This is a genomic window from Wenxinia saemankumensis (assembly GCF_900141735.1).
GTDB classification, from domain to species: domain Bacteria; phylum Pseudomonadota; class Alphaproteobacteria; order Rhodobacterales; family Rhodobacteraceae; genus Wenxinia; species Wenxinia saemankumensis.
Genome location: NZ_FQYO01000002.1, coordinates 601,117 through 620,158, shown reverse-complemented (window position 1 = coordinate 620,158; position 19,042 = coordinate 601,117). Strand labels below are relative to the sequence as shown.

The window sequence follows — 19,042 nt, the reverse complement described above, 5'->3', positions numbered from 1 at the left end:
CCATGGCAGACATGACATTCCGCGACGTGGGCAAGAGCTTCGGCCGGACCGAGGTGCTGCGGGACGTGAACCTCGACGTGGCGGACGGCGAGTTCGTCGTGCTGGTGGGCCCCTCGGGCTGCGGCAAGTCCACCCTCCTGCGGATGATCGCGGGGCTCGAGCCGATCTCGACGGGCGAGTTCCGCATCGGGGGCCAGCTGATGAACGACGTGCGCCCCCGCGACCGGGACATCGCGATGGTGTTCCAGTCCTACGCGCTCTACCCCCATATGAGCGTCGAGCGGAACATGGGCTTTCCGATGGAGATCGCGAAGGCCCCGAAGGCCGAGCGCGAAGGCCCGGTCCGCGGCGCGGCCGAGACGCTGGGCCTGACGAAGCTGCTGGACCGCCTGCCCCGCGCCCTGTCGGGCGGGCAGCGCCAGCGCGTCGCGATGGGCCGCGCCATCGTGCGCGACCCCGTCGCCTTCCTCTTCGACGAGCCGCTGTCGAACCTCGACGCGGCGCTGCGCGTCGAGATGCGGCTCGAGATCGCGCGCCTGCGCAAGCGGCTCGGCACGACCACAGTCTACGTCACCCACGACCAGGTGGAGGCGATGACCATGGCCGACCGCATCGTGGTGATGGAAGGCGGCCTCATCCAGCAGGTCGGCACCCCGATGGAACTCTACGACCGGCCCGCCAACGCCTTCGTCGCGGGGTTCATCGGCTCGCCGAAGATGAACCTGCTGGACGGGACGCCGGCGGAGGGCGGGCTGCGGATCGGCTCGGCCGTCTGGCCGGCCCCGCCGGGGACGACGACGCTCGGCATCCGGCCCGAGCACCTGTCGCTCGAGCCGACCGGCCTGCCCCCGCTGGAGGCGGAGCTGACCGTGATCGAACGGCTCGGATCGGATACCAACCTCTTCTGCGAGGTGCCGGGCATCGGCACGGTCCTCGCGCGGGTGCCGGGCAATGTCGACCTCTCTGCCGGGGCGCCCCTGTCTCTGTCGCCCCGGCCGGACCGGCTGCACCCGTTCGACGCGCAGGGCGTCCGGACCGGCGGCTGATCAGCCGTCGTCCCGGGGCGCGATCCGCCGGGCGATCCCGGCGATGTCGGCCGCCCCGCGCGCGGCCGGCGGCACGTCCGGAACCAGGTCCCCCACGATCCGCGCCGGCCGCCCCTCCAGCCGGACGATCCGGTCGGCGAGCGTTGCCGCGTCGATCCCGTCATGCGTCACCAGAAGGACCGTCGGCCGGTCCCGCGCGATCAGCCGCAGCAGCAGGGCGCGCATCCCGGTGGCGAGATCCGCGTCGAGCGAGACGAAGGGCTCGTCCAGCAGCAGCAGCCCCGGCCGCGCCGCCATCGCCCGGGCCAGCGCCACGCGCCGCTGCATCCCGCCCGACAGCGCGCCCGGACGCGCCTCCCCCTGCCCCGCCAGCCCCACCTCGGCCAGCAGCGCCTCGGCCCCTTCGGCGTCCAGCCCGGGCGCCACGGCCATCAGGTTGGCCCGCGCGCCGAGCCAAGGCAGCAAGCGGGGATCCTGGAAGACCATGCCGGGCGCCGGGGCGCGGCCGGCCGGCCGTCCCCCGACCTGCACCACGCCCTCCGCCGGCTCGATCCCGGCGACGATCCGCAGCAGCGTCGACTTGCCCACGCCCGACGGGCCGGTAAGGGCGACCACCGTTCCGGGCACGACATCCAGCGTCAGGTCGTGGAACAGCGGGCCCCCGGTATAGGCCTTGCCCAGCCCCGCCAGCCTCACCCCCGCGCTGCGCGCCATCCTAGCACCCTCCGCTCCAGCGGGCGCATCGCGCCGTATTCCACCGTCAGCACCACCGCCACGAAGGCCAGCGTGTAGGCGAGGATCGCCGTCATGTCGAAGAAGCCGAAGAAGATGCCGAAGCGGAACCCGACCCCGCCATCGCTGCCCAGCACCTCGAAGACGAGCACGATCTTCCAGATCAGGCTGAGGCCGGTCCGCGCCGCGGTCAGAAGGTAGGGCATGAGCTGCGGCAGTGCGATCAGCCGCAGCCGCCGCGCCGGGCCCATCCGGTAGGCCGCCGCCAGCTCGGCGTAATCGGGCGAAAGCGCCCGCACCCCCTCGCGCATCGTGGTGGCGACCAGCGGCGTCTTGTTGATGACGACGGCGACGATCAGCGCGGTCTCGGTCAGGCCGATCCAGATGTAGCAGGCGATGGCCGTCACCAGGGCGGGAATGTTGAGGCCGATCACCACCCAGGCGGAGAAGAGCCCGTCCGCCGCGCGCCACCGGCCCAGCGCGACCCCGATCGCGGTGCCGAGCGCCATCGCCACCGCGAAGGCGATCGCGACCCGCGCCAGGGTCCGGGCGAAATCGGCGAGGAGCGGGCCGCGCAGGGCCAGCTCGACCAGCTCGGCCCCGACCGCCCCGGGTCCGGGCAGCAGCCGGTCGTCCGCAATCCAGGCGAGGGCCGCCCAGATCGCCAGCAGCAGCGGCAGCGAGGCGAGGTCCGTCCGGCCCCGCAGGCGCCCCGCCACGCCGTCCGTCGCCGCCCGTCCGGGGGGCGCACCGCCCCCCGGGGCCGTCCTATCCGTCATGGCCGTCCCGGATCGTCCCCTCGGACAGCGCCTCGGCCCCGCCCACCAGGTCGGCTCCGCCCTGCCCGGCGAGCAGCGCGAACAGCGCCTCGGCCGCGCGGCGCTGCGCCGGGTCCGGGGCGGCGATGATCCCGGCGCGATAATCGTCCCGCAAGGCGGCGAAGAGCGCGTCGTCCCCCTCGGCCCCCATCGGGCCGCGCAGGTCCTCCCACACCGCGTCGTCCTCCAGCAGCAGCCGCTTCGCCTCGGCGGAGGCGTCGAGGAAGCCCTGCAGCGCCGCACCCCTGTCCGCCGCCGTTTCCTCGCGGAAGGTCCAGCCGAGCAGCGGGACCGGGTCCTCGATCCCCAGCTCGGCCAGCATGTCCACGACCGAGACGAGCTCGACCATGCCCGCCGCCCGGGCGCGGGCGTTCCAGTGCCAGTAGTTCAACGCGGCATCGAGCTCGCCCGAGACGAGCAGCTCGTTCGCCAGCGGCGGCGCGGCGAAGCGCGTCTCGACCGCCTCGTCCAGCGCCGTCGCCTGCGTTTCGGCCCAGAGGGCCTGCAGCAGGATCCAGCTCTTGTCCGTCGGGCCGCCCGCGACGCCGAGGCGATGGCCCGGCAGGTCCCCGAGCGCACCGATCCCGGCGGCCGGGTTCACCATCAGCCCGCCGACGGCGCGCGAATGGGGCACCATGGTCACCGGATTGCCCGCCGCCCGTTGCGCGGACACCCAGAGCAGATCCGACAGGATTAAGTCGACCGCGCCCGACAGCAGCGCGATGTCCCCCGCCTGGTCGTTGCCGAGGTCGCGTACCACCAGATCGACGCCGTTTCGGGTATCGAGACCGCGGGACTCGATCACCGCCATCTCCCACTGGGCGGTGCCGTAGGCGAGGATGCCGACCCGGATCTCGGGCAGGTCCTGCGCCGCCACCGGGGCGGAGAGGGCCGTCAGGATAGCCGCGACGGCGGCTCGGATCTGGGTGGGGAATCTCATCGTCTGTCCTGTCGGTTCGGGCGGGCGGTCCGCGCCGGATCGGGGCGCCGCCGCGTTCGCTAGTCTTCGGGCTCCGCGTCCCCCTCCCCGGCCTGAAAGGACGCCAGATAGGCGATCACCGCCGCCCTGTCCTCCGCCCGGTCCAGGCCGGCGAAGGTCATCCGGGTGCCGGGCAGGTAGCCCCTCGGGTCCTCGAGATACGCGTCCAACGCCCCCACCGTCCAGACCAGCCCGTCCGCCCCCGCCGCGACGAGCGCGGGGGAATAGCGGAAGGCCTGCGTGCCGGCCCGCCGGCCGAGGATGCCGTTCAGCGCCGGCCCGACGCGGGGCTCCGCCCCCGCCCCGACCATGTGGCAGGCGGCGCAGCGGCGGAAGACGGCCTCGCCGGCCTCGACCTGTGCCGGGTCGGCGGCGGCCTCGCCTCCTGCGCCGGACTGGGCCCCGGCGACGGCGGGAAGGAGGAACGCGGAGAGAAGCGCGGCGGCGGCATGGCGGATCGGGATCACGGGGTGCGGACCTCCTGTTTCGGGCGAACGGGCTTCGGGGCAATCAGGACGCAGAGGATGCGCGTCCTGCCGGGGGTAGCGTCGGCGGCCGGCCGGGCGGCGCGGACGGGGCGGCGCGGACGGCGCGGCCCGGCCGGCGCGCGGAGGGCACCGCTCCCGGCCGCCCCGATCCGGCGGCGGAGCCCCGCTGCGGGGCGGGCGACCGTTCCGGCCCGGCAGGCGCCCGGCACGGGACCGGGCGGGCCAGGATGCCGGCCCGCCTTCGGGCGGCAGGCAAGCATCCCGGCCCTCACATCGTCAGGTTCGTCGCCCCGCCATCGGCGAGCAGGTTCTGCCCGACGATGAAGCCGGCATGGACCGAGCAGAGGAAGGCGCAGGTCCGCCCGAATTCCTCGGCCGTGCCGTAGCGGCGCGCGGGGATCGTGCCCTCGCGGCGGGTTCGCGCCTCCTCGGGGGTGATGCCCTCGGCCTTGGCCGCGCCGCCGTCGAGCGAAACCGCGCGGTCGGTGTCGTGGATGCCGGGCAGCAGGTTGTTGATCGTCACGCCCTTCGGCGCGACCTGCCGCGCCGTTCCGGCGACGAAGCCGGTCAGGCCGGTCCGCGCCGCGTTCGACAGGCCGAGCTGCGGGATCGGCGCGCGCACGGATTGCGAGGTGATGTTGACCACCCGACCCCAGCCCCGCTCCATCATCCCCGGCAGGCAGGCCTGCATCAGCGCGACGGGCGTCAGCATGTTGGCGTCGAGCGCGGCGATGAAGTCGTCCCGGCTCCACTCCGACCACAGGCCGGGGGGCGGGCCGCCCGCATTGGTGACCAGGATGTCGACCGCCCCTGCCGCGTCCAGGACCTCGGCCCGGCCGGATTCGGTGGTGATGTCGGCGGCGACGGCCGTCACCTCGACCCCCATGTCCCGCAGCGCCTGCGCCGTCTCCTCCAGCGGGCCCTTCGTGCGGGCGTTGATCGTCAGGTGGACCCCCGCCTCCGCCAGGGCCAGGGCGCAGCCCCGGCCGAGCCCCTTCGAGGCCGCCGTCACGAGCGCCCGCCTGCCTGCGATACCCAGATCCATGCTTCGTCCTTTCCCTCGCGTCCGGGAAACAATCGTCCGGCGGCTGCCGGATCGTCGCCTTGCCCCCGCCGCATTCCCGGCCGACAAGCGTCGCGATACCGCCCGCCCCGGGACCTGTTCCTCGATGTCCGACCCGACCCTGCCCGACCAGGCCGCCACGCGCCAGACCCTCGCCGTGCATGCGGGCGAGGATTTCTTCGCGGTGGAAGGCGTGGCCGAGGGGGACGCGATCTCCTTCGCGGACGAGCTGGTGATGGACGACGTGTACCAGCTGCGGCAGGGCGCGGTCCGGCACCCCCTGACGCTTCTCGCCGCGGCGGACGGCGCAGGCGCGGGGGGCGGGCCCGGAAGCTTCGTCGTGGCCGAGGGCTCCCGCCGCGGCGCCGCCGGCCGTGCCGTGCATCTCGATTGCTGCCTGACGCTCATGGCGCCGGACGGCACCACGCTCGAGGCGCTGGTCCTCGTCGAGGTCGAGGACGGCGGGGTGGCCGACATCCATCTGCTGCCCCTCGCCCCGCTGGCGCCGGGGGCCGATTACCGACTGGTGGGCGCGGACCGGGACAGCGCGGTGACACGCCTCGCCGAGGTGGCCTGCGTGTCCTTCACCCGCGGCACCCACATCACCATGGCCAGCGGCGAGCAGCGCCCGATCGAGGACCTGCGGGTCGGCGACAAGGTCCTGACCCGGGACGACGGCCCGCAGGCGATCCGCTGGATCGGCCAGACCACGCTGCGCGCGGTCGGGGACTTCTCGCCCATCGTGATCCGCAAGGGCACGCTGCACAACGAGAACGATCTCGTCGTCAGCCCCGATCACAGGATCTTCGTCTGGCAGCGGCAGGATACGCTCGGCGCCGGCCGCGCCGAGGTGCTGGTCAAGGTGCGCCATCTCGTGAACGGCACGAGCGTCGTGCAGCGGGAGGGCGGGTTCGTCGACTACTTCCAGCTGCTCTTCGACGAGCATCAGATCATCTATGCCGAGGGGATCGCCGCCGAGAGCCTGCTGATCGACCCGCGCACGCGCGCAGCGCTCCCACCCGAGGCGGGCGCCCGCATTCATGCCCGCCGCCGGCACCACGATTACGAGTTGCGCAAGGCCCAGCTCGAGGCGAGCACGGACCCCGCCGCCCTCCTCCGCCGCGCGACCTCGGGCTGAAGCGGGCGCGGCATGGGCGGCTCCTGGTGGGGCCGCTGCGAATGAGTCGAAACGCTCTCTCAGGGCGCACCGTCGCCGACCCAAGGCGTCGCTGAGATCCACCGTGTCAGCAGAGGCCTGAACACCGGGCACGATGCTCTCCCGGATCGGTCGGGCCGCCCTTCGACCGGGCTTGTGGGTGGCGCCCGGCTGGTCGCGCCCCCTTCGATCGCATACCCGGCCTCGGCTCACGTCGCCGTGACACGCGACCGGATCGCGCAGACCTGGCGCCCGTCCGGTGGATCAGCCCCGGAGCGCCCGGATGAGCTCGTCCTTGTCCATGTCGGACCGCCCCTCGATGTCGAGCTCCTGCGCCCGCTCGTAGAGCTCGTCCTTCGTCCAGTCCTCGTAGGGCGGGGACTTGCCGCCCTTCTCGCTGGGATGCTGGTCGGGATTGGCCTTGGCGTTCGCGATCGCCGCCGCCTTGCCCTTGTCGTACCCCTCGTCGCGCAGGTCCTCGTAGAGCTTGTCGTCCTTGATGCTCGATCCGTGATCCTTGGTCATGGCTCTTTCTCCCGTCTGACTGCTTCCGGAACCCGCCGGCAGGCCGCCGGGTTCCGGGCTGCCGCCCGTGCAGGCTCAGCGGCGCAGACCGAGGGCGAAGACGGATTGCTCCTCGACGCCGTTCACGACCGCCGTCCCCGCGCCCGCGGCGGCGATGCCGACCGGCCCGGGATTGCCGAGGAACGATCCGATCAGGTCCTGGTCGACCACCACCGCCTGCGCCCCGCCGGTCAGCGTGCCCGCGACATTGGCGTCGAACCCGGCGGGCCGTGCGCCGCCCGGCCCGGCCGGACCCGGCGCGAAATTGCCGCCCGTCAGGGTCAGCGCGCCCTCCACCGGCCGGACGGGGCCGATCGCGCCGTCATCGTCGCTGTCGGCGGCATAGACGTAATCGTCCACCCGGCCCGACAGGACGCCGGCGGCGAAATCCGCGGTGACCGCGGCGCGCCCCAGATAGGCGGGCTGGGTCCCGTCCCTGTCCAGGCCCAGCAGCGCGGTGCCCGTATAGGTGGCGGCGCCGCTCTCGGGCAGATTGGCCATCGTGGTCGGCAGGCGCGCGCCGATGCCGGTTTCGAAGGCCCGCAGATCCGCCACGCGCGCGTCGAAGAGCGCGGTATCCGAGGGCGGCGCGCTGCCCGCGCCGCCGCCTCCCCCGCAGGCGGACAGGAAGGGAAGACCGGACAGGATGGTGACGACGACGAGACGCATGGTGATTCCCCGAATGGGGCCCCACGGCCCCGCCCCGCCTCTCTGCGGTGCGGGCGGAGGTGCGGCAAGCATCTTGTTCCGCAGCGATCCGTGCGCGCACCGCGGCACATGGCGGCCCTGCCTCCGCCGGCCTCGATTGCGCCCGGCACCGCCCCCTCTTATGTCCGGGCGCATGAGCCAGACCAACCGCCCCGCCCTTCCGCCCGAGATCGCGCGTCGCCGCACCTTCGCGATCATCAGCCACCCCGATGCGGGCAAGACGACGCTGACCGAGAAGTTCCTGCTCTTCGGCGGGGCGATCCAGATGGCCGGCCAGGTCCGCGCCAAGGGCGAGGCGCGCCGCACGCGGTCGGACTTCATGCAGATGGAGAAGGATCGCGGCATCTCGGTCTCGGCCTCGGCCATGTCCTTCGACTTCGCCAGCAACGGCCGCAGCTTCCGGTTCAACCTCGTCGACACGCCCGGCCACTCGGATTTCTCCGAGGACACCTACCGCACGCTGACGGCCGTGGACGCGGCCGTCATGGTGATCGACGGCGCCAAGGGGGTCGAGAGCCAGACCCGCAAGCTGTTCGAGGTCTGCCGCCTGCGCGACCTGCCGATCCTGACCTTCTGCAACAAGATGGACCGCGAAAGCCGCGACGTCTTCGAGATCGTGGACGAGATCCAGGAGAACCTCGCCATCGACGTGACCCCGGCAAGCTGGCCGATCGGCGTCGGGCGCGACTTCCTCGGCTGCTACGACCTCATCAACGACCGGCTGGAGCTGATGGACCGCGCCGACCGCAACCGCGTCGCGCAGACGGTCCGGATCGACGGGCTGGACGATCCGAAGATGGAGCAGCACGTGCCGCCGGATCTGCTGGCCAAGCTGCGCGAGGAGGTGGAGATGGCGCGCGAGCTTCTGCCCGCGCTCGATCCAGCCCGCGTGCTCGAGGGGACGATGACGCCGATCTGGTTCGGCAGCGCCATCAACTCCTTCGGCGTGCGCGAGCTGATGGACGGGATCGGCGCCTACGCCCCCGAGCCGCAGCCGCAATCGGCCGAGCCGCGCCAGATCGCGCCGGAGGAGGACAAGGTCGCGGGCTTCGTCTTCAAGGTGCAGGCCAACATGGATCCCAAGCACCGCGACCGGGTGGCCTTCGTGCGGCTGGCATCGGGCCATTTCGAGCGGGGCATGAAGCTGCAGCATGTCCGGTCGAAGAAGCCGATGGCGGTGTCCAACCCCGTCCTCTTCCTCGCCTCCGACCGCGAGCTGGCCGAAGAGGCCTGGGCCGGCGACATCATCGGGATTCCGAACCACGGGCAGCTGCGCATCGGCGACACGCTGACCGAGGGCGAGGCGCTCAAGGTCACCGGCATCCCCTCCTTCGCGCCCGAGCTGCTGCAATCGGCCCGCGCCGGGGACCCGATGAAGGCCAAGCATCTGGAGAAGGCGCTGATGCAGTTCGCCGAGGAAGGCGCGGCCAAGGTCTTCAAGCCGACCTTCGGCTCGGGCTTCATCGTCGGCGTGGTCGGCCAGCTGCAGTTCGAGGTGCTGGCGAGCCGGATCGAACAGGAATACGGCCTGCCGGTCCGGCTGGAGCCGACGCAGTTCACCTCCGCCCGCTGGGTCCACGGCCCCAAGGACAAGGTCGAGGCCTTCGCCAACGCCAACAAGCAGCACATCGCCCGCGACAACGACGACGACATCGTCTTCCTCACCCGCCTGCAATGGGACATCGACCGGGTCGAACGCGACTATCCCGACGTGCGCCTGAGCGCGACGAAGGAGATGATGGTGTGAAGTCGGCAAGGTTTTGTTAAGCATTCTGCCCTCCCATGGGGGAGGGAGATTGATGACATGCGCGACGATGCCTTTGCCGCCTGGCTGACCACGCAGGACCTGGCCGACACGACAAGATTCATGGGGGTCAATGCCCTTCGCCGTGTGGAGAGAGCCTACACCATCGATCTGGACGAGGCCTACGACTCCGATGGTCTCGACGCGCTGATGGACTCGCTGTCCTACTCCACCGAGGATGCCCGGCGCGGCCGGTCGAACCCGTCGAAGCTGAACATGGGCTCCGGCGAGATCCGCACGCAGCTGGCCTGGTACAGAAGCCATCTGAACAGCTACCGGAACTTTCGTCAGTGCTTGGATGGCGGCGATGCGACCGCCGCGGACATCGCGGGCGGGAGGGATGACGACGCGTCCGGCGACGGCGCGGTCTTCGGGCTCGAGGCGGATCTCGAGACCGCCCTGCGCGGAAGCCTCGACCAGCTCGAGCCGGGCCTGACGCCGGCCGATGGGGGACATCAGCGCAGGGTCGAGGCGGGGTTCATCGACATCCTCGCCCGTGACGCGAACGGGCTCCCCGTCGTCATCGAGTTGAAGGCCGGGACGACCCGGCCGGAGGCGGTCAGCCAGATCCTCGGATACATGGCCTGCATCGGCGAGGAAGAGGGAACCGACGTGCGGGGCATCCTCGTCGGGGCGGGCCATTCCACCCGGGTCCGGTTCGCGGCGAAGGCCGTCCCGAACCTCGCGCTTCGAAGCTACAGCTACCGGTTCGAGTTCCTCTAGCCCGATTGGCGGCCGGGTCCGATCGGGCTACCCTCGTCCCATGACCCGTACCATCCCCCGCGCCCTCGTCTCGGAGGCGACCGGCATGCCCGAGGCCGCGCTGCCGGAGGGCGACCTGCCCCTGCCCCGCTATGCCGAGCATTACGGCGCCTTCCTCGCCGCCCTGGCGCAGGAGGAGGCCGAGGGCCATCCCGAGCAATGGACCGACGCGGTGATGGGCCAGCTCATCGCCTCGGATCCCGCGCTGGCGCTCGCGGCGATCCGCGCGATCCTTGCCGGTGCACGGGACGAAGCGGAGGTGGCGGCCCTCGCGGGGGGCGCGCTGGAGGAGCTGGTCCTCGCGGACGGCGCGGCGGTGATCGACGATCTCGAGGCGGGGGCGGACCCGGCGATGCGCGCCGCGCTCGCCCTGCTCGACATCCCCCCGCACGAGCGCGACCCGGCCGTCTGGCCCAGGATCGCGGCGCTCGCCTCCGCCACGTGACGCTCTCGGCCCGGTAGACATTCGCCGGCCCCCGGGGCCCGCCAGCCAGCGACCCGGGCCCCCATTCCCGCCCGTGCGCCTAGCCGCGCCAGAAGCGCGGCAGCAGCAGGACGATCACCGCGATGATCTCCAGCCGGCCGACCAGCATGCCAACGATCATCAGCCACTTGGCCGTGTCGGGGAACCCGGTGATCGCCCCGCTCGACGCGACCTCCGGTCCGAAGGCGGGCCCGATGTTGAAGATCGCGGTCCAGGCGCCGGTGACGCTGGCGTAGAAGCTGAGCTCGGTCAGCGACAGCGCCACCGTGAGCAGGCCGAGCGACAGGATGAACAGGGTGAAGAGCAGGATCACCGAATCCACCACCCCCTCGGGGACGGTCCGCCCGTCGAGCCGGATCGTCACGACGCGATGCGCCGAATGGAACCGCCGGATCTGCGCGCCGATGGCGCGGAACAGGATCTGGTAGCGGAACACCTTGATCGAGCACCCGGTCGAGGAGGTGCAGCCCCCGATCGCGCCGACGCAGAAGAAGACCACCATCGGAAAGGCGCCCCAGGCGGCGATGTCGCCGTCGCCGAACCCCGTGCCCGAGAAGATCGACACGGTGTTGAAGAGCGTGTTGCGGAACGTGTCCTCGTCCAGCTGCCCCAGCCGGAGTGCCCGGTAGGCGAAGATTAGCAGCGTCGCGATGAGGATCCAGGTGAGGTAGGCCCGGATCTGGGTGTCGCGGAAGAAGCTCTTCGGCTCGCCCCGCGCCAGCTGCAGCAACCGCACGAAGGGGACCGAGGCGAGGATCATGCCCAGCACCGCCGCATATTGCTCCAGCCCCGGATAGGCGGCGAAGGAGGCGTCGGTGGTGGAGAACCCGCCGGTGGCGACGGTGGCGAAGGCATGGCAGGCCGCGTCGAAGGCCGGCATGCCGAGCAGCCAGTAGGCGAGGAAGGTCGCCATGGTCAGCGCGATGTAGATGTACATCAGCGCCCAGGCGATGTCGAAGGCGCGGGGCAGGATCTTGCCCTGCGTGTCGAAGCCCTCGGCCGCGAAGAACTGCATGCCGCCCACCCGCATCACCGGCAGGAACAGCATCGCCACGATCACGATGCCGAGTCCCCCCAGCCATTGCAGGATCCCCCGCCAGAGCAGGATCCCGGCGGGCAGCGTGTCCAGCCCCTCGATCACCGTGGTGCCGGTCGTGGTCACGCCAGAGACGGATTCGAAATAGGCGTCGACCAGCGGCAGCGCGGTCTCGCCCAGGATCAGCGGCAGCGCGCCGAAGAGGGGCAGGACGAACCAGATCCCCGTGGTCAGCAGGAAGCTCTGCCGGATCGTCAGGCCCCGCCCCACCGCGTTGGAGCAGGCCAGCGCCATCAGCGCGCCGCAGATGATGGTGACGATCGCGCTCTCGGCGAAGGCCGGCCAGTGTCCGTTGCCCGCGACGAGATCGGCGGCGAGCGGCGCCAGCATCGCTGCGCCGAGACCCGCGACGAGCAGGCCGATCACGTATCCGACGGGGCGCAGGTCGATCATCCGCATGGCTTGGCCCGCCGCCCGGGGGGTGTCAACGCCTCCGCCCGGGCCGTCCCGTGCCGGCGCTGCCCTTGGCGCCGCGCCGCCCCTTCCCCGGCGCAGGGCGGCGAGGCCGCCGGGTCGGGGTCCGGCCCCCACCGCGCGGGAGGCGCCCGCCCCGGAAGGCGCGGGTCCCAGCGCCCGGCACGCCCCGCCGCGTCCCCGCGCCCGGCACGCCCCGCCGCGTCCCCGATGCGCGGTAGGCCTGCCCGGCACGCGCCCCTCTCGGCTCGGCAGCCGCATCGCTCCGCGCCTGCCCCGACCCTGCCTGGAATGCGTCGGGCGCGCCGGAGCGGGCGGCGGGGGTGGGATCCGCTTCCCTTCGCGCGTCGCCCTCAGCGCCCGGGGAGGGATCGCAGCCGGCCCGGGCCGGGCGCTGGCCGGGCATCGCCGGACCGGGGACGCGCCCTCGACCGGAGGCGCGCGGCTCCCGCATCCCCGGGCGGGACGACGGCCGGTCCAGCCCTCCGGCCCGCCCCGTCCGGCCGCTCGTTTTCCCATCCCGCGCCACAATCCCGGCCCGCCGGTGCGCTATGGATCGCGCCACAGCCCGACGCCGCCGGAGGTCCCGATGTCCAGCCCCTACGACGACCTGCCGCCGGAGGCGTTCTGGAAGACCGGCGTGGTCGAGGCGGACCGCGCGGCACTGCGCGGGCTCTACCGGCCGCGCCACGTCCTGACGCGGCAGACGGCCATCGCCACCGCCGGCAGCTGCTTCGCCCAGCACATCGCCCGGGCGCTGCGCGCGGCCGGGGCGAACGTGCTGGACGCCGAGCCGGCACCCCGCCCGATGCCGGCCGAGATCCGCGCCCGGTACGGCTACGACCTCTTCTCCGCGCGGACCGGCAACGTCTACACCGCCCGCCAGCTGCGCCAGCTGCTCGAGGAGGTCGCCGACGGCGAGCCCGACTCGGCGCATGTCTGGGAGGAGGACGGGCGCCACTTCGACGCGTTGCGCCCCAATGTCGAGCCCGACGGTCTCGCCACGGTCGACGAGGTGCTTCTCCACCGCGACTACCACCTCGCCCGGACCAGCCGAATGCTGCAGCGGACCGAGGTGCTGATTTTCACGCTGGGCCTCACCGAGGCCTGGGCGGACCGCGCCAGCGGGCGCGTCTATCCCGTCGCGCCGGGCGTGGTCGCAGGAAGATTCGACCCGGCCCGGCACGTCCTGCGGGTCTTTCGCCAGGCCGAGGTGCTGGAGGATCTCGCCGCGATCCGGAAGCTGCTGCACAGGTTCCGGCGGGGGATGCGCCTGCTGCTCACCGTCTCGCCCGTGCCGCTGACCGCGACGGCGCGGCCCCGGCGGCACGTCCTCGATGCGACGGCCGAGGCGAAGGCGACCCTGCGCTCGGCCGTGGCGGAGTTCGTCGCGGACCATGCCGATGCCGACTACTTCCCAAGCTACGAGCTGGTCACCCACCCGGCCCTCGTCACGGACGCCTTCGCGCCGAACCTGCGCAGCGTGCGCCCCGAGATCGTCGAACGGGTCATGGCGCAGTTCCTGCAGGCCCACGGCCTGCTGGACGCGCCGTCCCGTCCCGATCCGGCCACCGCACCGGACGATGCGCCGGACGATGCGGACGGGGAGGACGAGGACGGGGACGACCTCGTCTGCGACGAGCTTCTGCTGCAGGCCTTCGCCCCGGGCGGGGAAGGCCGGCGGTGACCACGCTCTTCCTCGGCAATTCGCATCTCGGCGCGATCGAGGCGGCGTGGAGCGCCGATCCCCGGCGCTGGCCGGATCTCGCGCCCCGGTTCACCCCGTTCCGGGGCACGGCGGTGCGCGAGGTGGCGGTCGCCGAAGGGGCGCTGCGCCCGGCGGGACGGGCGGCGGCGGCGCAGTTCGCGCGCTACCACGCGGGGCGCGACATCCCGCTGGAGGGGCTGCGCGCCGTCGTGGTGGTGGGATTCAACGTCAAGCCGCACCACGTCCTCGCGCTCTGGCGCGAGGCGCGCTGGCCCGGCCTGCCCTCTCTCGCCGGCTGCGACCTCGCCGGGCTCGACCGGACCTTCCTATCGCGCGAGGCGGCCCGGTCGGCGCTGGCGGGCTATCTCGGCGGGCTGGCCGGGTTCGACTTCGCCTCCCGGCTCGCCGCCACGGGCCGCTGGCCCGTCCTTCTGGTCGGCCATCCCCGCCTGTCGGAAGCCGCGCCGGGCAGCGCGCGCGGACGCGCCCTTGGCCTGCCGCGGGCGCTGACCTCGGGCGACGCGCCGGCGCTCTCCGCGCTCTACGAGGGGGCGCTGGCGGCGGCGGCGGCCCGGGCGGGGGTGATCGCCCTGCCCCAGCCCCCGGCCACGATCCGGCGGCACCTGCTGACGGGCGCCGCCTACATGGCCGGCGAGATCGAGGTGGACGACCCGGCCGGGGGCCGGCGGATCGTGCCCGACATCTCGCACCCCTCGGCGGAATACGGGGCGCTCGTCCTCGACGCCGTCACGGCGAGGATCGCAAGGTGAAGGTGCTCGTCTTCGGCAATTCGCATCTGGCGGCGCTGAAATCGGCTTGGGAGGGCGGCCACCGGCCCGCCGGGACCGGGATGGAAGCGACCTTCGTCGGGGCCCACAAGGGGCTGCTGCTGCAGGCGGAGGTGACGGACGGGGTCTACCGCCCCGCCAGCGCCGCCGCCGCGCAGGCGCTGTCCCGGCTCGGCGCGCCGCGGGACGTGCGGCTGGCGGATTACGACCTGATCGTGATCGCCGGCGCGATGGTCTCGCTCGCGCAGGCGACGATTCTCTGGCGCGACGCGCGCTGGCCGGGCCTGCCCTCGCTGGAGCGGGCCGCGGACGTCGCCGCGCCGGGGCCGACCCTGATCTCGCAGGAGGCGGCGCTCGCCTCTCTCTGCGGCGCGCTGGGCGAGAAGCTGGGTCCCCGGCTGGCCGCGATGCTGTCGGCCGCGACCGACGTGCCGATCCGCATCGCCTGCCAGCCGCGCTATTCCGCCGCAGTGCGGGCCGCACCCCGGCCGACGACGCGCAGCCTCGCGGCCGCCGAACGGGCGGGCGACGGTGCGGCGCTGGCCGCCCTCTTCGACCGCGCCGCCGCCGGAGCCGCGGCGGCGGCGGGCGCGGGCTACCTGCCCCAGCCGCCCGAGACGGTGGAGGCCGACCTCTATACCGGCCTCGCCTGGATGGACGGGGCGGTCCGCCTCGCCGCGCGGCCGGGCCTGCCGCAGCCCGGGGACGACGTGCTGCACGCCAATGCCCGCTACGGGGCGCTCGTGCTCGATCAGGTGGCGGCGGAGGCGGTCTGAGGCGGCACGCCGTCCGACAGGTGCGGCCGGCCCCGAGAGGGGCGCCCTCCATCGCCGGCCGGCTGACGACCGGCGAGGCGCCCTCCATCGCCGGCCGGCTGACGACCGGCGAGGCGCCGGGTTCCCGGCGGGGGCCGCGCCTCCGGGCACCGAGCGGAGGGAGACCGGCCCGCCCCGGATCGCGGGCGATCCCCCCCCGGTTCGCGTCCCCGGACCGCGCCGCTCTTCGCCGCGGGGCCGCTCCGCTCAGTCCCGGCCCGGCAGGTCCACCACGCCCGCTTCCGTGACGACGAGGTCGAGCGGCTCGTCGGTCGCCTCCTGCGGCAGCGCGGCCACCTCCTGCGCGGCATAGGCGAAGCCGATGGCCACGACCGGGCCGCGGCGGCGCAGCGCCTGCAGCGTGCGGTCGTAGAAGCCGCCGCCATAGCCGAGCCGCCCGCCCAGCCGGTCGAAGGCGACGAGCGGGACGATCAGCACCTCCGGCTCGAGCCAGTCTCCGTCCTGCGGGGTATGGGCGCCGAACGTGCCCGGGATCATCGCCGCATCCGGATGCCAGGCGCGGAAGCGCAGGGGCTGCTCCGGCCCGTCGATCACCGGGACGCAGACCGGCCCGTACGCGGCCGCCCCGACCATGGCCGGTCGCGGGTCGATCTCGGAGCGGATCGCCATGTAGCCCGCAAGGGGCCGGCCCCGATGGGCCGACAGCACCCCGCGCAGCATTCCGCACCAATCCTCCGGGCGGGCGGCATGGGCCGCCTTGCGCCTCAGCAGCGCGTCCCGCCGCAGGACCGCCTTCGCCTCGGCCTCGGCGCTCACAGCAGGATCAGCGCGGCGAGGCCGAGAAAGGCGAAGAAGCCGACGACATCCGTCACCGTCGTGACGAAGGCGCCGGAGGCGAGGGCCGGGTCGACCTTCAGCTTCTCGAGAATGACCGGGATCGCGGTCCCGGCCAGACCGGCCACGACGAGGTTGATGACCATCGCCGCCGCGATCACGACGCCCAGCATCGGCGCGCCGAACCAGGCCCAGCCGATCGCGCCCATCACCAGCGCGAAGATCAGGCCGTTGACCAGACCCACCGCCACCTCGCGCCGGATCACCCGCCAGACGTTCGACCCGGTCAGGTCGCGTGTCGCGATGGCGCGCACCGCCACGGTCAGCGATTGCGTGCCCGCATTGCCGCCCATCGAGGCGACGATGGGCATCAGCACGGCCAGCGCCACCAGCCCCGCGATCACGTCCTCGAAGAGCGAGATCACCCCCGAGGCAAGGATCGCGGTGACGAGGTTCACCGCCAGCCATGGAAAGCGCTGACGCGTCGTCTCGCGCACGCTGTCCGACAGCTCGGATTCGCCCCCCACCCCGGCGAGGCGCAGGATGTCCTCCTCGTGCTCCTCGTCGAGGGCCTCCATCGCGTCGTCGATGGTGATGACGCCGACCAGCCGCTCGTCGGCATCGACCACGGGGGCCGAGATCAGGTGGTACTGGTTGAAGGCATAGGCCACCGCCCCCTGCTCGTCCTCGACGCCGAAGGTCCGGAAGCTGTCCTCCAGGATGTCGGCCAGCCGCACCTCGCGTTTCGACGACAGGAGCCGGCCGAGCTGGACGTAGCCCTTCGGCCGCATCCGCGGATCGACGAGGATCACGTGGTAGAACTGGTCCGGCAGCTGCCCGGGCGAGGCGCGCATGAAGTCGATCGCCTGCCCCACGGTCCAGTCCTCGGGCATGCGCACGACTTCCGTCTGCATCATCCGCCCGGCGGAATATTCGGGATAGGCCAGCGCCTTCTCGACCGCGACCCGGTCGGCGGGCGAGAGGCCGGCGAGGATCGCCCGCTGCTGCACCGGCTCGAGGTCCTCGACGATGTCGACGACGTCGTCGGTCTCGAGCTCGCGGACCGCCGCGACGAGATCGGCAGGGGCGAGATCGGCGATGATCTGCTCGCGCAAATTGTCGTCGAGCTCGGACAGGATGTCGCCGTCGAGCCCGCCCTTCCACAGCGTCAGCAGCGCCTTGCGGTCGCGCGGGTCGATCTGTTCGAGCAGGTCGGCGATGTCGGCGGGGTGCAGCGGGTCCAGCAGCGCGTCGAGCGCCTCGGCATCCTCGCCCTCGACCGCGTCCAGCACCTCGTCGAAGAGGCGGGGCGGCAGCGAGAAATCGTCCGTCTCCTCGGTCTCGTCCTCGGGCTCCACCTTGCGGGCGAGCTGGTCCTCGTCGGTCATGGCGGGCCCTTTCGCGGGTCGGGATGCGGCGCGGACCATAGTGGAACGCGGCGTCCCGGCAAGGCGCCCGGCGGCCCGCGCGATTGTGGCCCCGTCAGGCGGCGTCTAGGGTCCGCGCATGAGCACGCATCTCCTTCTCGGGCAGACCCTCGCCTTCGCCGCCGACCCCTTCGCCGAGGGATGGGAGAGCGCCGCCCGCGTCGACAGCGCCGGCGGCGTGCTGGTCGAGGACGGGCGCATCGCCGCGGTCGGGACCGGCGCCGCCCTGCGCGCGGCCCATCCGGGGGCGCAGGTCACGGATTACGGATCGAAGCTCATCCTGCCCGGCTTCGTCGACGCGCACATGCACTACCCCCAGACGGCGATCATCGCCTCCTGGGGGAAGCGCCTGATCGACTGGCTGAACGCCTACACTTTCCCCGAGGAGATGCGCTTCGCCGACCGGTCCTACGCGGACGAGATCGCGGGCCGGACGCTGGACCTCGCCCTCGCCAACGGCACCACGACGGTGGCGAGCTTCTGCACGATCCACGAGGGATCGGTCGACGCGCTGTTCGAGGCGGCGGCGGCGCGCAGCATGCGGATCGCGGCAGGCAAGACCTGCATGGACCGCGACACCGCGCCCGCCGGGCTGCGCGACACCGCGCGGGACGCCTACGACGCGAGCAAGCGGCTGATCGACCGGTGGCACGGGACGGGCCGCGCGAGCTACGCCATCACGCCCCGATTCTCTCCGACATCGTCGCCCGACCAGCTGCAGGCACTCGGCGCGCTCTGGGCCGAGCGGCCGGACTGCCTGATGCAGACCCATCTGAGCGAGCAGATCGACGAGATCGCCTGGGTCCGGGGCCTCTACCCTGCCGCCCGCGACTATCTCGATACCTACGAGGCGCACGGCCTGCTCGGCCCGCGCGGTCTCTACGGCCACGCGATCCATCTCGAGCCGCGCGAGATCGACCGGCTGCGCGAGACCGGCGCCGGCCTCGTCCATTGTCCGACCTCGAACACGTTCATCGGCTCGGGCCTCTTCGACATGACCTTGGCCGAACGGGGCCTGCGGGTCGGGCTCGCCACCGACACCGGGGGCGGCTCGTCCTTCTCGATGCTGCGGACGATGGCGGCGGCCTACGAGATCGGCCAGCTGAAGGGGCGCCCCCTCCACCCGGCCGAGCTGCTCTGGCTGGCGACCGAGGGCTCGGCCCGCGTCATGCATCTCTCCGGCACGGTCGGGCGCCTCGCCCCCGGGGGCGAGGCCGATTTCGTCGTGCTCGACCTCGCCTCCACCCCCGCCATCGCGCAGGCGGCGGCGCGGGCCGGGGACCTGTGGGAGGCGATCTTTCCCACGATCATGATGGGCGACGACCGCGCCATCGTCGCGACCTGGGTGAACGGCGCACCCGTCTGCCGGGCCTGACCGCCGGCCTTGATCGCCGA

At 72.9% G+C, this 19,042-nt stretch carries 19 protein-coding genes; 9 read left to right on the top strand and 10 right to left on the bottom strand.

Translation table 11 applies throughout. The annotated features are described in order from the left end of the window. The first annotated feature begins 2 nt into the window (after positions 1-2). Positions 3-1,046 (top strand): ABC transporter ATP-binding protein, encoded by a 1,044-nt coding sequence (locus tag BUE30_RS06800; RefSeq protein ID WP_073327322.1) that lies wholly within the window; start codon positions 3-5, stop codon positions 1,044-1,046. Here the strand turns inward: BUE30_RS06800 and BUE30_RS06795 are convergent, their stop codons facing one another. The 5 genes from BUE30_RS06795 to BUE30_RS06775 form a co-directional block, all read right to left on the bottom strand. Then, positions 1,047-1,760 (bottom strand): ABC transporter ATP-binding protein, encoded by a 714-nt coding sequence (locus BUE30_RS06795; RefSeq protein WP_073327320.1) that lies wholly within the window; start codon positions 1,758-1,760, stop codon positions 1,047-1,049. Then, positions 1,739-2,557 (bottom strand): ABC transporter permease, encoded by an 819-nt coding sequence (locus tag BUE30_RS06790; RefSeq protein WP_083601198.1) that lies wholly within the window; start codon positions 2,555-2,557, stop codon positions 1,739-1,741. The genes BUE30_RS06795 and BUE30_RS06790 overlap by 22 nt, the downstream gene beginning before the upstream one ends. Continuing rightward, positions 2,547-3,536, bottom strand: coding sequence for an ABC transporter substrate-binding protein (locus BUE30_RS06785; RefSeq protein WP_073327315.1), 990 nt, complete (start codon positions 3,534-3,536; stop codon positions 2,547-2,549). Before BUE30_RS06785 ends, BUE30_RS06790 begins: the two co-directional genes overlap by 11 nt. Positions 3,537-3,595: 59 nt before the next feature. Beyond that, on the bottom strand, positions 3,596-4,042 hold the full coding sequence (locus BUE30_RS06780; protein WP_212590708.1) for a c-type cytochrome: 447 nt from the start codon (positions 4,040-4,042) through the stop codon (positions 3,596-3,598). A gap of 289 nt (positions 4,043-4,331) precedes the next feature. Further along, positions 4,332-5,108, bottom strand: coding sequence for an SDR family oxidoreductase (locus BUE30_RS06775; RefSeq protein ID WP_073327312.1), 777 nt, complete (start codon positions 5,106-5,108; stop codon positions 4,332-4,334). A gap of 124 nt (positions 5,109-5,232) precedes the next feature. On the opposite strand from BUE30_RS06775, the gene BUE30_RS06770 reads away from it, so the two are divergent. Further along, a complete protein-coding gene (locus BUE30_RS06770; protein ID WP_073327309.1) occupies positions 5,233-6,264 on the top strand; it encodes a Hint domain-containing protein in 1,032 nt (343 codons plus the stop codon). A 282-nt stretch (positions 6,265-6,546) separates the two neighbouring features. Here the strand turns inward: BUE30_RS06770 and BUE30_RS06765 are convergent, their stop codons facing one another. Both BUE30_RS06765 and BUE30_RS06760 read right to left on the bottom strand, forming a co-directional pair. Continuing rightward, the gene (locus BUE30_RS06765; protein WP_073327306.1) at positions 6,547-6,807 is read right to left on the bottom strand and encodes a DUF7218 family protein; all 261 of its coding nucleotides are present in this window, start codon (positions 6,805-6,807) and stop codon (positions 6,547-6,549) included. Positions 6,808-6,882: 75 nt separating this feature from the next. Next, the gene (locus BUE30_RS06760; protein ID WP_073327303.1) at positions 6,883-7,515 is read right to left on the bottom strand and encodes a HupA family protein; all 633 of its coding nucleotides are present in this window, start codon (positions 7,513-7,515) and stop codon (positions 6,883-6,885) included. A gap of 172 nt (positions 7,516-7,687) precedes the next feature. Between BUE30_RS06760 and BUE30_RS06755 the strand changes: the two genes are divergently transcribed. Genes BUE30_RS06755 through BUE30_RS06745 form a run of 3 tightly spaced genes read left to right on the top strand, consistent with a single transcriptional unit; the run spans position 7,688 to position 10,565 of the window. Next, positions 7,688-9,301, top strand: a complete 1,614-nt coding sequence (locus BUE30_RS06755) for a peptide chain release factor 3 (RefSeq protein WP_073327788.1) — start codon at positions 7,688-7,690, stop codon at positions 9,299-9,301. A gap of 57 nt (positions 9,302-9,358) precedes the next feature. After that, complete coding sequence (locus tag BUE30_RS06750; RefSeq protein WP_073327300.1) at positions 9,359-10,081, top strand: endonuclease NucS domain-containing protein; 723 nt, start codon at positions 9,359-9,361, stop codon at positions 10,079-10,081. Between the two features lie 40 nt (positions 10,082-10,121). Then, positions 10,122-10,565: a DUF6869 domain-containing protein gene (locus BUE30_RS06745; protein WP_073327297.1), complete on the top strand. Its 444-nt coding sequence runs from the start codon at positions 10,122-10,124 to the stop codon at positions 10,563-10,565. A 79-nt stretch (positions 10,566-10,644) separates the two neighbouring features. Here BUE30_RS06745 and BUE30_RS06740 read toward each other — a convergent pair whose 3' ends face one another. Next, complete coding sequence (locus tag BUE30_RS06740; RefSeq protein WP_073327785.1) at positions 10,645-12,093, bottom strand: TrkH family potassium uptake protein; 1,449 nt, start codon at positions 12,091-12,093, stop codon at positions 10,645-10,647. 610 nt (positions 12,094-12,703) lie between these two features. Between BUE30_RS06740 and BUE30_RS06735 the strand changes: the two genes are divergently transcribed. From BUE30_RS06735 to BUE30_RS17510, 3 genes are read left to right on the top strand one after another with little or no spacing between them, the layout of a single operon-like run. Next, positions 12,704-13,801, top strand: a complete 1,098-nt coding sequence (locus tag BUE30_RS06735) for a GSCFA domain-containing protein (RefSeq protein ID WP_073327294.1) — start codon at positions 12,704-12,706, stop codon at positions 13,799-13,801. Continuing rightward, complete coding sequence (locus BUE30_RS06730; protein WP_073327292.1) at positions 13,798-14,592, top strand: hypothetical protein; 795 nt, start codon at positions 13,798-13,800, stop codon at positions 14,590-14,592. Before BUE30_RS06735 ends, BUE30_RS06730 begins: the two co-directional genes overlap by 4 nt. Further along, positions 14,589-15,386 carry a hypothetical protein gene (locus BUE30_RS17510; RefSeq protein ID WP_073327289.1) on the top strand — a complete coding sequence of 266 codons (798 nt, stop codon included), beginning with the start codon at positions 14,589-14,591 and terminating at the stop codon, positions 15,384-15,386. Before BUE30_RS06730 ends, BUE30_RS17510 begins: the two co-directional genes overlap by 4 nt. Positions 15,387-15,632: 246 nt before the next feature. Here the strand turns inward: BUE30_RS17510 and BUE30_RS06720 are convergent, their stop codons facing one another. Together BUE30_RS06720 and mgtE are read right to left on the bottom strand one after the other, a co-directional pair. Next, entirely contained in the window at positions 15,633-16,202 is a 570-nt protein-coding gene (locus tag BUE30_RS06720; protein ID WP_073327286.1) for a 5-formyltetrahydrofolate cyclo-ligase, read from the bottom strand. Next, a complete protein-coding gene (gene mgtE / locus BUE30_RS06715) occupies positions 16,199-17,608 on the bottom strand; it encodes a magnesium transporter (protein ID WP_073327283.1) in 1,410 nt (469 codons plus the stop codon). The genes BUE30_RS06720 and mgtE overlap by 4 nt, the downstream gene beginning before the upstream one ends. Positions 17,609-17,726: 118 nt before the next feature. On the opposite strand from mgtE, the gene guaD reads away from it, so the two are divergent. Continuing rightward, on the top strand, positions 17,727-19,022 hold the full coding sequence (guaD, locus tag BUE30_RS06710; RefSeq protein WP_073327281.1) for a guanine deaminase: 1,296 nt from the start codon (positions 17,727-17,729) through the stop codon (positions 19,020-19,022). Positions 19,023-19,042: the final 20 nt, after the last annotated feature.